The organism is Mucilaginibacter ginsenosidivorax (genome assembly GCF_007971525.1).
GTDB lineage: Bacteria > Bacteroidota > Bacteroidia > Sphingobacteriales > Sphingobacteriaceae > Mucilaginibacter > Mucilaginibacter ginsenosidivorax.
Genome location: NZ_CP042437.1, coordinates 5,440,622 through 5,454,793 on the forward strand (window position 1 = coordinate 5,440,622; position 14,172 = coordinate 5,454,793).

The window sequence follows — 14,172 nt, forward strand, 5'->3', positions numbered from 1 at the left end:
TCAGGCCGCTTGTTGTTTAAAGAGATTATTTGTTCCCAGCCAGGCCAGCATCATTGCGCCCGGCAGCAAAACCGAAACCAACCCGTAGTGTTTAGCCATAAGCGCGCCTGCAAAACATCCTGCCAAAAAGCCAATAATTAAGGTAGCCTGTTTTTTGAAGCTTATCCATGTTTCGGCATCTGCCGGGCGGGTGGTTATGCCTTTTATCAAATCAAGCGAAGCCTGGGTTACGTTGCCGGTCATTACTGTTGTTAAACCATAGGTAGCTTTGCTATACAGCTTGCCAAACGTATTTTGAAACGCCATAGCCGTTACAATGAGTATTACAATTAGTTGCACCTGCCAGCCCGTAATCTGCCCGCCGTTTATCAACAGCGCCGATAGTATGCCGCTAATAAGTAGCAACAGTCCTTCCAAAATTAACAGCGCGTACATATTAGCCGATTTTTTGCCTATACGGCCGCCCAGCATTACGGCCAGCACAAAAACAGGAAAGGTGAGCAGCTTTTGCCAGTCATGCGGGTTATTATGCTTAATAAGGTCATAAGCAAACACAATAAAGTTGCCGGTAACATGGGCCGAAAATAATTCGCCTGCGGCAACAAAAGTAAGCGTATCACAAAACCCGGCTGCAAAACATAATAGCAGCGTTGTATTCCTAACCAATTTTTCAGTTTCCATCTTATTAATATTACCGGCTCAAAATTTTAGCGTAATGGTGCTGCCCGCCATTAAAATATCTTTACCTGGCCCGGCTTCTTTCAGGAAGTGGCCGGCGCTAAACCATGTTATTTCCTGCCGTAAATACAGGTATTTGTTTATGGTATATTCCAGTGCGCCCCCAAGCTGGCGGCCTATCTGCTTTGAACTACCTGCTTTACCACTATAGATAACCTTGCCATTTACCGCATAAAGCCCGTCGTTACGGTTCATGCGCCAAAACAAATCGTAGTCTGCCGAAAATACCAATTTTTTAGTCAGGTTAAACTGAAAGTATGGGTGAGCATCAAGTAAATTGTAGGGCCCAATCAATGCTGCAAGACCAAAATAAGCGCCTTTTGGAAATAATGGATTGAACGTATTTAACCTGCCGTCGCCATAGTTTTTATCCCCGCTGATAGCTTCCGTTTTTAACCCTATTTGTGGCTTTAGCTTAGTTTGATAAAATGTGTGCGAAATATTTGCGGATAGGGTCCAGGCCGAAATAGCGCCAGCGGCAAAATTACCAAATTGATAAAGGCCTTCCAGGTCATATTGCCAGTAAGGTGTAGTTCTCCATATTCGTGTACCTATGGAATGACGGGTTTCGGCCCCTTTTCCGTCATCAAACGTAGCCGCCTTTTTATGGATACCGAGGTAATAAATGTCGAAATTTTTGACTACAGGTATTTGGGTAAAGGCCCCGTAAGCGCCCCAAAACTGCGTTCCGTTGTTAAAGCCATCATCAAATATATTTGGTTTGGCAGGCACATAGTACGAGTAAAATACATCGAGTTTGAGATTTTTGCTGCCATACATCAGTTTAGCCGCATCAAATGCCTGCCTGTTGTTTGGCGCTTCGCGTACCGCTACCAGGCGCTGCGATCCGTAGGATAATTCCTGCCTGCCAAGTCTAAGCGTTAAGTCCTTAGTCATCAGATCAACAAAGGCCTGGTGCAGATCAAGCAGATTTTGATCTACCGGCGACGGTTTTTCTGCCTCGCCGCTGGCTAAACTGCTTTGTAACTGCACAAACGTACGAAAGTGCTTGCCGGCATGAAAATCCACATGCCCAAGGTACCGGGTTAAAATAAAGCCGTCTTTATCCGCTGGTGCGGCTCCCCAGTCCTGGTTGTCAAAATGAAAATATTGGTAGCGTACCTCGCCACCGAAACTGAGGTAATCGGCTTTATTTTGAGACACAGGCTGGAATTTTAACCGGTTGTACCAATTGGCTGATGTGTCTTTTGCGAGATAGGCGTAATTTTCATCGTATCGCAATTGTTTAAAAGAGGTTTCCTGTGCCAGGCAGGTGCAGGAAACTATACCGAAAAATAGGGTAGTAATGGCTTTCATAGGTGTAGGGATATAGGGCCGTTTGATCAATAAGTTTAGAAATAGCTAATTTTTGTTATTCATTGTTCGCTAAAGAATCAATAGTAGTGCCTTGTTGGTAATTGTTTAAAAACCAACTGGTTGTGTTTTGGTACTATTGAGGTTATCGCTTTATTTCGGAGTTTGCCCGGTTTTTCTACGAAATAGCGTTGTTGCCCAGGTAACATCGACTTAGCAGATAACTATCGGGTTATCAGTTAATTTAACTACATATCGTTAAGAGAGGGGCGGAAATTGCGACATGTCGTTTTTTTATAGGTAATCTTGATGTTTTAAGTAATTGATTTTTAGTTATTTATATAAATGGAATAGCGCTTGTCATTTATGAAGGAAATAATTATGACATGAAAAAGCAATCTCTTAAAAAATTGAACTCATCCCTAACCAACTGGGTTATCCGCCTCCATCAAATTGGATACACCGACGATTTTTTACCTTTAAAAAGCGGCGAGGTACAATGCGCCCAAAACGGTGAGAACTTTGCCATCAAGGACCTGCGCGTTAGTTTGATCGATTGTAGTTATGACATGCTTACCGGTTCCTATCAATATATCCATACCATTGATACCCAGGTTGGCTATCGCGGATTGTTAATTACCAACGGAATATTAGGGCTAAGCAGTTAACATATGATGATGGCCGGCAAACCTGCTAACGGCAAAATGGAATGTGTTACCTTATTTCGTTGCTAAACGTGGGCGTTTTAACGACATACCGCTAATGAGATATATCGACAAAAAATAAGTTGTTGATTTTTAAAGTGTTAGATAAGTGGCTTTTGGATTGTACCAGGTGGTTCATAACAAATATCATAAATCATGAACACGTTAAACCAAAAAATAGCTATCGTCGCTGGCGGGAACGGCGGCATAGGTTATGCTACGGCAAAACTATTTAAAGCAAAAGATGCAACCGTTATAGTTACCGGCAGAAATTCGTCGGCGATTAACAAGGTCGCATCAGCGTTAGCGGTAACCGGTTACAAATCACACCAGGGAGATCTAAACTCCTATAACTCTTCTTTTATCACCGGTATAAAAATTCCCATCAACGGTGGTTTACTTGTCAAGCCGGTAATGCAATAAATCTAAACCAATCATGAAAAAAATTAACTCAAAAACTGTGGTATTTATTACCGGTGCCTTTGTAAGTAGTGATTGCTGGGCCGAATGGAAAAGCTATTTTGAAGAACGCGGCTATCAAACATTTGCACCGGCCTGGCCATACAAAGATGCCCCGGCCTGCACATTGCGCCAGCTGCACCCCGATGCCGATGTCGCCAGCCAGCGCCTGGATAAGCTAACCTCTTATTTCAGAGACTTTGTGAGGGCCCTGCCGGAAAAACCCATCCTGATAGGCCACTCTATGGGCGGCCTTATCACCCAGTTATTGGTGCAAAACGGGCTGGCAGCAGCGGGTATCGCCATTCATTCGCTTCAGCCGCAGGGTATATTTACTTTCAAGTTCTCCTTTTATAAAGCCGGCTGGCCCGCGCTGGGTTTTTTTACCAATACCCGTAAAACCTACCTGATGTCTTTCCCCGAATGGCAATATGCTTTTACAAATGGTATGCCTTACGAAGTGCAAAAGGATGCTTATTACAAGCTATTGGTGCCGGAGTCGAAGCTGCTGGTGCGCGATGCCACAACGCCTGCTGCTAAGGTGGATTTTGCAAAGCCGCATGCACCGCTTCTTTTTCTCTCCGGTAGCGAAGACAATTTCATCCCGGCCTCGCTCAACTATACAAACTATAAAAAATACAGCCATGCCCAGTCCGTGGCCGATTACAAGGAATTCCCCGGGCGAAACCACTTTGTGCTGGGCCAGCCTGGCTGGCAGGAGATAGCAGAATATATTTTAAACTGGTTAACAAAAAAATAAGACCATGAAAAAATTACTAACCTTATTGTTCCTGGTAACGTTGCTAACAGCCGCAGCTCAGCAAAAAGCCGACCTGATAGTTTACAACGGAAAAATAGCGACGATGGCCCGTCCGGGCGAATTTAAACAAGCGATTGCTGTAAAAAATGGCTTAATCCTGGCGACAGGCAGCACCCAGGCTATCTTTAAAACCTATAAAAATAATTCAACTAAGCTGGTTAATGCTGCCGGCAAAACCGTAATCCCGGGACTGAATGACAGTCATATGCACGCAATCAGGGAAGGCCTGAACTTTAATATGGAACTGCGATGGGACGGCGTTAAAACGCTTAAACGCGCCATGGAAATGCTGAAGGAGCAGGCCGCCAGGACACCGCCCGGTGCTTGGGTGAAAGTGGTTGGCGGCTGGAATGAATTCCAGTTTGCCGAAAAAAGGCAGCCAACCATAGATGAGATCAATGCCGCAGTTCCTGACAAGCCTGTGTTCATTACTTACCTATACGGTAAGGCTTTTTTGAATAAAAAGGGCATTGAGACGCTGGGTTACGACAAACATACCGACTATCCCGGCAGTTTGGTTGAACTTGATGAACAGGGCAACCCAACAGGTTTGTTGTATGCTAAAGAAACACCAATGGCAATATACCGCACGCTGGCGCTCACCGGCAAACTTACGCCCGAAGAACGAGTTAACAGTTCTGAACATTTTTACCGCGAGATTAACAGCTTCGGTATCACCAGTGTGGTAGACGCCGCCGGCGGATCGCAGAATTATGATGCCGATTACCAGGCCTCTTTGGCGTTGGCTAAGGCCGGGAAGCTAACTGTACGCACTGCCTATTATTTATTTGCGCAACAAAAAGGGAAGGAATTAGCCGATTACGAAAAATGGATAGGGCAAACTTATCCAAACAAGAATGATCATATCCTTATGGCTAATGGCTACGCTATGGAAGGAGCCGGTGAAAACCTTATCGCCTCGGGTGCCGACTTTGAGAACTTTCTGGAACCGCGCATAATACTGGCCCCGGAAATGGAAAGCGACCTGGAGCCGGTTATCCGGTTGTTGGTTAAAAACCGTTGGCCATTTAGGCTGCATGCTACCTATGGCGAATCCATTGACCGTATGCTAAACGTGTTTGAAAAAGTAAATAAAGACACGCCTTTCAATGGCCTGCGCTGGTTTTTTGACCATGCCGAAACTATCTCTGATAGTGAACTGGCCCGTGTAAAAGCATTGGGTGGGGGAATAGCCGTACAGTTCCGCATGTATTATCAGGGCGAACTATATAACAAAATGTACGGGCAGCCTAAAACCCAGTTGCCGCCCATCAAAAAAATGCTGGCTATGGGCATCCCTGTGGGTATGGGTACCGACGCGCCTCGTATTTCAACCTATAACCCATGGATGGCCTTGCATTGGTTGCTAACCGGTAAAACCATTGGAGGTATGCAGTTTTGGCCAAAAGACCAGGTGCTGGATAAGTTCACTGCGCTAAAACTTTACACCTCAGGCAGCGCATGGTGCTCTGGCGAGCAGGACGTTAAAGGCAAACTTGTGAAAGGTATGTATGCCGATATGGTCATTCTTTCTGACGATTATTTTAGTGCAGCTCCAGAAAAGGTAAAGCACATTTCGTCGCTGATGACCATTGTTAACGGCAAGATGGTATACGCTGCTGGTAAGTATGCCGCGCAGTGCCCACCAATAGCGCGCGCAATTCCAGATTGGTCGCCAATTAATTATTACGGAGCTTACCAAAGATAAAAACCAACTTCAAATCATTATGAAAACAACATTTATCAGATTGTTAACGGCCTGCCTGCTGTTCAGCAACAGTGTTTTTGCCCAAATGCCGCCGGTGGTGCCCATTTGGGATGCCAATAAGGTAACCCTGGGGCTGCATAAAGTTGCTGCGGATATTTATGCCATCATTCCGGCCACCGCCGGGGAAGAAACCACCAAAGGTATCCCCCAGGCTACAACAGGCGGATTTATCGTAGGAGATAAAGGCGTACTGTTGATTGAGGTTATGATGACTAAACGTCTTTACGATCAGGAGGTTAAACTTATTCGTTCGGTAACCGACAAGCCAATTATTTATGCCGTTAATACCAGCGATCACGGTGACCATTGTTTCAGTAATTATTTGCTGCCTTTATCTACCCGAATTATTCAAAATGAATTTGCGAAAGAAAATCTCTCAAAAAATTATAATGGGATCAAGGCATTTATGGTAAGCCTTTTTGGCACAGGCAGGGGTATTGAAAATACGGTTTTTAGGCCGGCGGATATCGTGATACCTAAGAACAGTAATTTGAAAGTAGATATGGGGGGCGGCAAAATTGTCGAACTGCTGAATATCAGCCCCGCTCAATCCCAGGCCGATTTGTTTGTATGGATGCCTAATCAAAAAGTGTTTTGGGCAGGCAACCCGTTCATTGCCGAAAGTCCGGCCATTCCCTGGCTGTTCGATGGCGTTTTTTTGGAGCCTGTTGCCAACCTGAGAAAAGTGTATGACTTTTTGCCTGATGATGCCATTATAATTCCCGGCCACGGCCGTATTACTAACAAAGCCGGAATAAAATATACCATTGATTACGTGGAGGAACTAAAAAAGGAAGTAGAGATGGCAGTAGACAAAGGCCTCACCCTTGAACAGACCAAAGCCACCGTAACCATGAAAGCCTATGATAAAGGCTACGTACTCTTCCATTGGCTGCATGATAACTACAACCTGCCTAATGCATATAAAGACATCAGCGCCGGCAAGCACCGGTAATCAATTAATCCATATCAAAATAATAAAATCATGAAAATCAAAACAACAATGAAACAGCTGTTAGTCACCCTGCTGTTCACCGCTTTAATGGGTAATGTTTTTGCGGTTAGCCCGGCTAATCCGCCATCAAATTTCAAACACCAATATGCTACTGTAAACAATGTAAAAATCCACTACGTGATAGGCGGTAAGGGCGAGCCCTTGTTGCTGATACACGGGTTTGGCCAAAACTGGTATATGTGGAACAGGCTGCTGCCCGAGTTATCAAAACACTATACCGTTATTGCGCCCGATATGCGCGGTGTTGGCGAATCGGGCAAGCCCACGGCAGGTTATGATAAAAAGAATATGGCGGTAGATATGCATGAACTAATGAAAAAATTAGGTTATCAGCATGTTAACGTTGTAGGCCATGATATTGGGCTTATGGTAGCCTATGCATACGCTGCACAGTTTCCTGATGATGTAAAAAAGCTTGCTTTAATGGATGCTTTGCTACCGGGCATTGAGCCGGTATGGAGCCAGGTGAAGGCCCAGGCCTGGTGGTTCGGTTTTTTCGCTCAGCCACACGCCGGAGAATTGGTATCAGGTAAAGTAGGTCTTTTCTTAACAGATTTTTGGCCGGTGGTAGGTTTCAAAAAAAATGCCTTTACCACAGCCGAACGTAATGAATTTATCCGCGCCTATTCGGTGCCCGGCGCAACTACCGGCGCATTTCATTGGTTCGGGTATTTTAACCAGGATGCAAAAGACAATGTTGAACTTGCCAGGCATAAATTAACCATGCCGGTATTGGCTATGGGCTCAGAGCATTTTGCAGGCGCTTTTCTTGCAACACACACCAGGCTGGTGGCCACCAATGTACAAGAATCTATCATCAAGGATTCGGGACACTGGGTTGTGCAGGAAAACACACCGCAGGTTCAAAAAGACCTGCTGGCATTTTTAATGAAGTAATTATTAAGCCCGGGCGTCAACAATTGGCCCTATGTAGCTGTTAAGCAGGGGCAGTTATCACGATGTGGGTGTACAATAAGAAAGTTCAAACCAATTCAACGATGTTGAGCATGGCAAGGAGCATAGACCGGGTACATCTGGCTTATGTTTTCTCAATTAAATAACAATATTAGTTTTATATCGCATTAATTTTTAAATATTATGGATCTGCAGTTACAAAACAAAAAAGCGCTGGTCACAGGCTCCACAGCCGGTATAGGCTATGCCATTGCTCTTCAATTAGCTAAGGAAGGCGCCGAAGTTATCGTCAATGGTCGCACTACAGAACGGGTGGATAAAGCAGTAGCACAAATTAAAACCGAAAGTGCCAATGATAAGGTAAGTGGCATAACGGCTGATTTTAAGAGCCTCGAATCTATTAACAATTTGATTAGTCAATTACCACAGGTAGACATTTTGATCAATAATGTAGCCATTTTTGAGCCCAAAGCTTTCGCAGATATCACCGATGAAGACTGGCTGCGCTTCTACGAAATAAATGTACTGAGCGGTATCCGTTTGTCCCGAGCTTATTTCGGTCAAATGTTAAGTAATGGCTGGGGGCGCATCATTTTTATATCGAGCGAGTCGGCCGTGCAGATTCCCGAAGAAATGATACATTATGGTATGACCAAAACCGCCCAGTTGGCAGTTGCCCGCGGTCTGGCTGAACTAACCAAAGGTACCGCGGTTACTGTAAACTCTGTGCTGCCGGGGCCTACATTATCAGAAGGCGTTGGCGGCTTTATTGATAACCTGGCCAAAGATCAAAACAAAACTATTGCACAGGTGGAAGCAGATTTCTTTAAAACTATCCGGCCCACTTCCATTATCCAGCGGTTCCTGAGCACCGGCGAAGTGGCAAACATGGTCACTTACCTGGCCAGTCCGCTGGCCTCGGCTACCAATGGTGCTGCCATCAGGGCCGAAGGTGGTTTATTGAAGGGAGCAGTTTAATAGTAGTCAACCCTTAGTTATCCGGCAGGTTTGTTCACAATCCTTTTGGTAGAAACATCTTACAATCACTATCCTAAGCCATGGAAGAATCCATGGCTTTTGTCTTTTATGATACAGCCGTATAGTTCTCAGAAGGTGTTCAATATAGATTGTTTCGTTTTTATCTAAGTAGAAACATGTGTAAATGCTTAATATTTAAATTGTTGCATTTGGTTTAAATGTATCTTAAAACTGGGTGGCACAAATACCGATGATTGGCATAAAAATTTGATGGATAATAAGCAATATTTGTGTAAAATCTAAAGTTCAAACAGAATGTCCATAGTGATTTGCTGCTGTATTAATCCAGGATAACTATCACTGTTTTTTACTCCATAGGTAGTTACCATGGTCATAAATAACGATTTCCTGGTCTTGGTTTGCGCATGAAATATTTTAAGCTTATTTTCAAGTTCCCTTGCGTATGATTTTGTTATTTCAAATGTATCTGAGGAAAATTTCATTTCACATAGATTGATGCACTTATCTGCCCTGTCAATTAGCATGTCTATTTGTGCGCCTTGGTCTTCAGGTGATTTGGGCTGATATCTCCAAACAGAAACTTCAGAATAAACATTTTTAATTCCAATTGCATTCTTGATCTGATCAATATGCTTCATACATATACTTTCATACGCAATCCCGCTCCAGCTTTTCCATGAGGTACCAGTGGAGAACATTAACCATGTACCTTGACCTCTGGCCCTGCTGTTTTCAATAAACTTGATGTAAAAGAGGGAGTATTCATCAGTCAGTTTGTAAACACTGTCTTTGGACGTTTTGCCAAAAGGTATATATGGTGTAATAAACCCAGATTCTTTTAACTCATCCAGCAACTGCGTGGTGTACCCGCCCGAAGTTAGCTTGCAAGTTTCAATAATTTCATTTCTGGTCAACCCTTTACCTTTCTGAGCCAAGGCTCTGATAATGTCGATGTGATTCTCTGCGCTATCAAATAATGAATAATAAAGGTTTTTAAATTCATCGTTTAGCAATCCATCTTTGGTAAAACATAATTTGTCGATTACTTGTGCGGCGCTGTATCCCGGTTCTATCTCTTTTAGATATTGCGGTATCCCGCCCATTGCCATATAGATTTGTAATATTTGATATTTATCGAGCTTAACTTTCTTTGCTTTTAGATATGCGGCAGTTTCCGCAACCGTAAAAGGCAACAAGCGTATTCTTCGTGTTACCCTATTATGTAAACCACCGCGGTTATTGATCACTTTCTTTATCATCCATGAAGCAGCAGAACCGCAGATCACAACCACAAGATTTTTTTCTTTAGAGGCCCAACTGTTCCAAAAATTTTCAAACGCTGGTAAGAAACCAGACCGCGGTGTATTGATCCAGGGAAATTCATCAAAAAAAACCACTTTTCGCCCTTTTTTTACTAAAGGTGTGAGATATTGAATCAGCATTTGAAATGCTTGTATCCAGCTGGTTGGCTTAGCAAGCTGGATCCCGCCGCTTGCATTGGTTAATGCCAGGCTGAAGCTTTCCAGTTCCTGGCTGAGTGTAGCATTGTGAGTGCCTGAAAACTCAAAAGTCAGACCTTGGCTAAATCCGTTTCTGATCAGAAATGTTTTTCCAATTCTTCTGCGACCATATACTGCAAGCAACTCAGGCTCCGCCGAAGTTTCAATTCTTTTTATGAGAGCTTTTTCTTCAGTTCTACCAATTACGTTTTCCATAAATTGTTTAATAAGTTGCAGGCTTTTATATCACGCCAAAACTATATAAAAAAAGTTAGTTTTGGCGTGATATAAATTTTTATATTACGCCAAAACTCCATGTTGAAATAGATTTTAGATATATAGCCTTAGTTTAAGTTAAATACGTGCCTGCTTCCAATTAAGAATCCTGTCATATTATCAAACGCTGATAGTACTCAACTAAATCCGCAATTAGGCTACAAATACCCCCGGTTAGGCTACGCACGGCCGGCTAGTACTCCTCATCTTTGTTTCATCAAAATAATTTAAAAGATAAGGAACATGGAAAATAAATTGAATAGTAAAGTTTGGTTCATAACGGGCGCTTCGCGTGGTTTTGGACGTGTTTGGGCTGAGGCCGCTCTTGAGCGTGGCGATAAAGTTGCTGCAACAGCACGTAAAGCAGATAGTTTAGCCGGGCTTAAAGAGAAATATGGCGAAAATGTGTTAACCCTTGAATTAGACGTAACCAAGCCTGGCCAGGCAAAAACAGCCATAAACCAGGCACATGCCCATTTCGGAAGGTTGGATATTGTACTAAACAATGCCGGTTATTCATTAGTGGGTACTATTGAGGAGGCGAGTGCCGAAGATGTTAAGGCGATGTATGAAACCAACATCTTTGGGGCAATTGCTGTTATCCAGGCTGCTTTACCGTTGCTTCGGGAGCAAGGTGGGGGTCATATTCTTGGCACATCCAGCAATCTTGGACACGTTACCCTGCCGGTAATTGGTTACTACTGCTCGTCAAAATGGGCATTTGAGGCTATTCATGAAAGCCTGGCGGCAGAGGTAAAAGACTTCGGCATCAACGTAACTATTATTGAACCGGGTGCATACGCTACTGAATTCGGTAGCCAGGACTCTTTGAAATTTGCAGCCGGCATGGAAATATACTCGGATTTTAAAAACCAGTTTTTCGGAAGATTAAAAGATATGGAACGAGGCGACCCTAATGCCACTCCACAAGCGCTCTTCCAGGTTGTAGATGCGGAAAACCCGCCGTTGCGGTTTAACCTGGGTAGCCAAAATTTGCCATGGGTACGCGCTGCTTACGCAGATCGGCTGGCCTTATGGGAAAAATGGGACGCCGTTTCCAGTTCGGCCCAAAAGGTAGCTGAGTAATAACCAGATCATAACCGGTAATTAAAATGGTTGCCGGTTATGATTATATTTGTTTTGAAATGAAAAAAGACGAAAAAAGTCTGCATAAATTTGAAACGCTATCCGATGCCCATCGGGCCTTCGGCCTGCCTCATCCCAAACACCCATTGATAAGTATAATCAATGGGGCGCATTCCGGGGTACAACTACACCAGCCGTCTCATAATCATGTGTTGGGTTTTTATAAAATTTCTTACAAGCCAAAACTTGGCGGCAAATTGAAATATGGCCAGGGCTATTATGATTTTGACGAAGGCGGCTTGCTGTTTGCTTCTCCCGGCCAGGTTATAGGTAGCGGCGATAACGAGGGAACGGTATGTTCGGAGTATACCTTGCTAATTCATCCGGATTTCTTTTTAGGCTATCCCATAGCTAAAAAGATCAGCCAATACGGTTTCTTTTCTTACTCGGCCAACGAAACGTTACACCTTTCTGAAAGCGAAAAAGCTACCATCATTTCTATTTTCAGGATCATGGAAGAAGAACTGAATAGCCGGATAGACGATTTTAGCCAGGATGTTATTGTATCCCAAATTGAGTTGCTGCTAAATTATGCCAACCGTTTTTACAAGCGCCAATTCATTACCCGTAAGATGGTAAGTCATGATTTACTGCAAAGGCTGGAAGACTTGCTGACGGGTTACTTTGGCAACGAACATGTTTTAAGCAAAGGTATTCCAACCGTACAATATCTCGCCGAAAACCTGCATCTGTCGCCCAGCTATTTAAGCGATATGCTGCGCGCACTTACCGGTCAAAACGCACAGCAGCACATTCATGATAAATTGATTGAAAAGGCAAAAGAAAAACTTTCTACTACTACGCTTTCAGTGAGTGAGGTAGCCTATGCATTGGGGTTCGAACATCCACAGTCATTCAGTAAGCTATTTAAAACAAAAACCAACCTGTCTCCACTCGAGTTCAGGCGGTCTTTTAACTAAGCAAGCCCTTGCAAAGGGTACTGGGGGGCTATTTTTAAATAACATAAGATTGATTTATATACTATATGATGAAAAATAAATCAAATAGTATTTCTTTTTGAGTATATTTACATCGTGAAAGAAAGATTAATTTATACTGCCCTGCTGGATCATTGTAAAAAAAAACAAGTTACCGTCATTACCGGCATGCGTCGGGTTGGCAAAAGTACCGCTGTAAGATATATCTTAAAAAAGTTGGGAGTTTCCAACCATCTTTATCTTGATTGTGAAAGGATCGAAATCCGTGTGCTTTTTAATGCCACTAATTATGAAGGTATTAAAAGTGAACTGGAATTAATGGGCATCGATTTTTCGCTGCCCGCGATCGTTGCGCTCGATGAGATACAGTTGGTGGAAAACCTACCCAGTGTGATCAAATATTTTTATGACACTTATGGGGTCAAATTTATCGTGACTGGATCAAGTTCTTATTATATGAAAAACCGGTTCTCTGAAAGCCTTGCCGGTAGGAAACGTATTTTTGAAATGTATCCGCTAAGCTTCAGTGAGTTCCTGGCTTTTAAGGAACTGACTCCGCCAAGTATTGAAAAATATGCCTGGAAACCTTTTGACAGGGCATGGTACAACAGGTTTTCAGCAGCGTACGCAGAATATATCCGTTTTGGCGGTTTTCCGGAGGTGGTATTGGAAGAGAATCAAGCCGACAAACTGGAGTTACTGAAAGATATTATTAATTCCTACATAGAAATTGATGTCAAATTATTGGCCGACTATTCGCTGAGTGAGGACCTTTATAAACTGATCAAGGTGCTGGCTGCCCGTACGGGTAACAAAGTGGATTATACCAAGATCAGTAGCGTTACCGGTATTAACCGTCAAAAAATCGCGAGCTATATCCAATTGCTGGAATATACCTACCTGATCTATCAGGCCAGGCCCTTTACAAAAAATATTGATAAGGAGATCTCACAGCAAACCAAGCTATATTTCGCAGACACAGGTATCCTTCAGGTATTAGCCGGGATGCAAGTCTCCAGTGGGCAAGTGTTCGAAAATGCGATCGCCGCACAATTGAAAAGTCAGGGTACTATTCAATATTATCAAAAGAAGACAGGGCAAGAGATCGACTTTATTTTTAACGGAGATATGGCTATAGAGGTAAAAGAAACACCCTCACAGCAAGACCTGCAAACCATTTCCCAGCGCGCTGCAGGTATCGGTATCTCTCAATATCTTGTTATGGGAAGATATCTGCCTGCCAGTGCTTTTACAGGTTTTACCTGGGGCGGCAACATCTATTGAGTAGGGCCTCATCGGGGTAAATTGTAAATGCTACTACTGTAAAAAGTATAAAGTCGCCCGGAGGTATTTACATTATCAAAATATTTTTTAATGATTTACATCAAGGTGAGTATAAATTTCTTCAACTGTTGTCTTTTCTTCAATAATACACAGTTTTAAAATGATATGCAGGCAGTTTATGCATCTGAACACCCGGGCTGTAGCTAATACAAGGTTGGAAGGAAGACGAACCCTTTCCCGAACCCGTTGATTCCGTCGGGCGATATTTTTACCAATATGGGTTTCAGGAAATTCACT

General features: G+C 43.2%; 13 protein-coding genes. 10 read left to right on the forward strand and 3 right to left on the reverse strand.

Annotation, left to right across the window (positions count from 1 at the left end):
• Both FSB76_RS22700 and FSB76_RS22705 read right to left on the reverse strand, forming a co-directional pair.
• Entirely contained in the window at nucleotides 1-681 is a 681-nt protein-coding gene (locus tag FSB76_RS22700; RefSeq protein ID WP_147057431.1) for a YoaK family protein, read from the reverse strand.
• An 18-nt stretch (nucleotides 682-699) separates the two neighbouring features.
• The gene (locus FSB76_RS22705) at nucleotides 700-2,055 is read right to left on the reverse strand and encodes an alginate export family protein (RefSeq protein ID WP_147057433.1); all 1,356 of its coding nucleotides are present in this window, start codon (nucleotides 2,053-2,055) and stop codon (nucleotides 700-702) included.
• Nucleotides 2,056-2,438: 383 nt separating this feature from the next.
• Here FSB76_RS22705 and FSB76_RS22710 point away from each other — a divergent pair, with 383 nt between their 5' ends.
• From FSB76_RS22710 to FSB76_RS22740, 7 genes are all read left to right on the forward strand, one after another.
• Nucleotides 2,439-2,720 (forward strand): hypothetical protein, encoded by a 282-nt coding sequence (locus tag FSB76_RS22710; RefSeq protein ID WP_147057435.1) that lies wholly within the window; start codon nucleotides 2,439-2,441, stop codon nucleotides 2,718-2,720.
• A 192-nt stretch (nucleotides 2,721-2,912) separates the two neighbouring features.
• Nucleotides 2,913-3,179 (forward strand): SDR family NAD(P)-dependent oxidoreductase, encoded by a 267-nt coding sequence (locus FSB76_RS22715; RefSeq protein WP_147057437.1) that lies wholly within the window; start codon nucleotides 2,913-2,915, stop codon nucleotides 3,177-3,179.
• A gap of 13 nt (nucleotides 3,180-3,192) precedes the next feature.
• Nucleotides 3,193-3,975, forward strand: coding sequence for an alpha/beta hydrolase (locus tag FSB76_RS22720; RefSeq protein WP_147057439.1), 783 nt, complete (start codon nucleotides 3,193-3,195; stop codon nucleotides 3,973-3,975).
• 4 nt (nucleotides 3,976-3,979) lie between these two features.
• Nucleotides 3,980-5,743: an amidohydrolase gene (locus tag FSB76_RS22725; RefSeq protein WP_147057441.1), complete on the forward strand. Its 1,764-nt coding sequence runs from the start codon at nucleotides 3,980-3,982 to the stop codon at nucleotides 5,741-5,743.
• A 19-nt stretch (nucleotides 5,744-5,762) separates the two neighbouring features.
• Nucleotides 5,763-6,758 carry an MBL fold metallo-hydrolase gene (locus tag FSB76_RS32370; protein WP_192910095.1) on the forward strand — a complete coding sequence of 332 codons (996 nt, stop codon included), beginning with the start codon at nucleotides 5,763-5,765 and terminating at the stop codon, nucleotides 6,756-6,758.
• Nucleotides 6,759-6,788: 30 nt separating this feature from the next.
• Entirely contained in the window at nucleotides 6,789-7,715 is a 927-nt protein-coding gene (locus FSB76_RS22735; RefSeq protein WP_225976284.1) for an alpha/beta fold hydrolase, read from the forward strand.
• Between the two features lie 201 nt (nucleotides 7,716-7,916).
• Nucleotides 7,917-8,711 (forward strand): SDR family NAD(P)-dependent oxidoreductase, encoded by a 795-nt coding sequence (locus FSB76_RS22740; protein WP_147057443.1) that lies wholly within the window; start codon nucleotides 7,917-7,919, stop codon nucleotides 8,709-8,711.
• 299 nt (nucleotides 8,712-9,010) lie between these two features.
• On the opposite strand, the gene FSB76_RS22745 is transcribed toward FSB76_RS22740, so the two are convergent.
• Nucleotides 9,011-10,447 (reverse strand): AAA family ATPase, encoded by a 1,437-nt coding sequence (locus FSB76_RS22745; protein ID WP_147057445.1) that lies wholly within the window; start codon nucleotides 10,445-10,447, stop codon nucleotides 9,011-9,013.
• Between the two features lie 303 nt (nucleotides 10,448-10,750).
• Here FSB76_RS22745 and FSB76_RS22750 point away from each other — a divergent pair, with 303 nt between their 5' ends.
• The 3 genes from FSB76_RS22750 to FSB76_RS22760 all read left to right on the forward strand — a co-directional run bounded on the left by FSB76_RS22750 (nucleotide 10,751) and on the right by FSB76_RS22760 (nucleotide 13,875).
• Entirely contained in the window at nucleotides 10,751-11,593 is an 843-nt protein-coding gene (locus tag FSB76_RS22750) for an SDR family NAD(P)-dependent oxidoreductase (protein ID WP_147057447.1), read from the forward strand.
• A 59-nt stretch (nucleotides 11,594-11,652) separates the two neighbouring features.
• A complete protein-coding gene (locus tag FSB76_RS22755; protein ID WP_147057449.1) occupies nucleotides 11,653-12,573 on the forward strand; it encodes a helix-turn-helix domain-containing protein in 921 nt (306 codons plus the stop codon).
• Between the two features lie 114 nt (nucleotides 12,574-12,687).
• Entirely contained in the window at nucleotides 12,688-13,875 is a 1,188-nt protein-coding gene (locus FSB76_RS22760; protein ID WP_147057451.1) for an ATP-binding protein, read from the forward strand.
• Nucleotides 13,876-14,172 lie beyond the last annotated feature (297 nt).

Coding starts and splice junctions, on each gene's coding strand:
- FSB76_RS22700 (WP_147057431.1), bottom strand. CDS start 681: ATGGAAACTGAAAAATTGGTTAGGAATACAACGCTGCTATTATGTTTT.
- FSB76_RS22705 (WP_147057433.1), bottom strand. CDS start 2,055: ATGAAAGCCATTACTACCCTATTTTTCGGTATAGTTTCCTGCACCTGC.
- FSB76_RS22710 (WP_147057435.1), top strand. CDS start 2,439: ATGAAAAAGCAATCTCTTAAAAAATTGAACTCATCCCTAACCAACTGG.
- FSB76_RS22715 (WP_147057437.1), top strand. CDS start 2,913: ATGAACACGTTAAACCAAAAAATAGCTATCGTCGCTGGCGGGAACGGC.
- FSB76_RS22720 (WP_147057439.1), top strand. CDS start 3,193: ATGAAAAAAATTAACTCAAAAACTGTGGTATTTATTACCGGTGCCTTT.
- FSB76_RS22725 (WP_147057441.1), top strand. CDS start 3,980: ATGAAAAAATTACTAACCTTATTGTTCCTGGTAACGTTGCTAACAGCC.
- FSB76_RS32370 (WP_192910095.1), top strand. CDS start 5,763: ATGAAAACAACATTTATCAGATTGTTAACGGCCTGCCTGCTGTTCAGC.
- FSB76_RS22735 (WP_225976284.1), top strand. CDS start 6,789: ATGAAAATCAAAACAACAATGAAACAGCTGTTAGTCACCCTGCTGTTC.
- FSB76_RS22740 (WP_147057443.1), top strand. CDS start 7,917: ATGGATCTGCAGTTACAAAACAAAAAAGCGCTGGTCACAGGCTCCACA.
- FSB76_RS22745 (WP_147057445.1), bottom strand. CDS start 10,447: ATGGAAAACGTAATTGGTAGAACTGAAGAAAAAGCTCTCATAAAAAGA.
- FSB76_RS22750 (WP_147057447.1), top strand. CDS start 10,751: ATGGAAAATAAATTGAATAGTAAAGTTTGGTTCATAACGGGCGCTTCG.
- FSB76_RS22755 (WP_147057449.1), top strand. CDS start 11,653: ATGAAAAAAGACGAAAAAAGTCTGCATAAATTTGAAACGCTATCCGAT.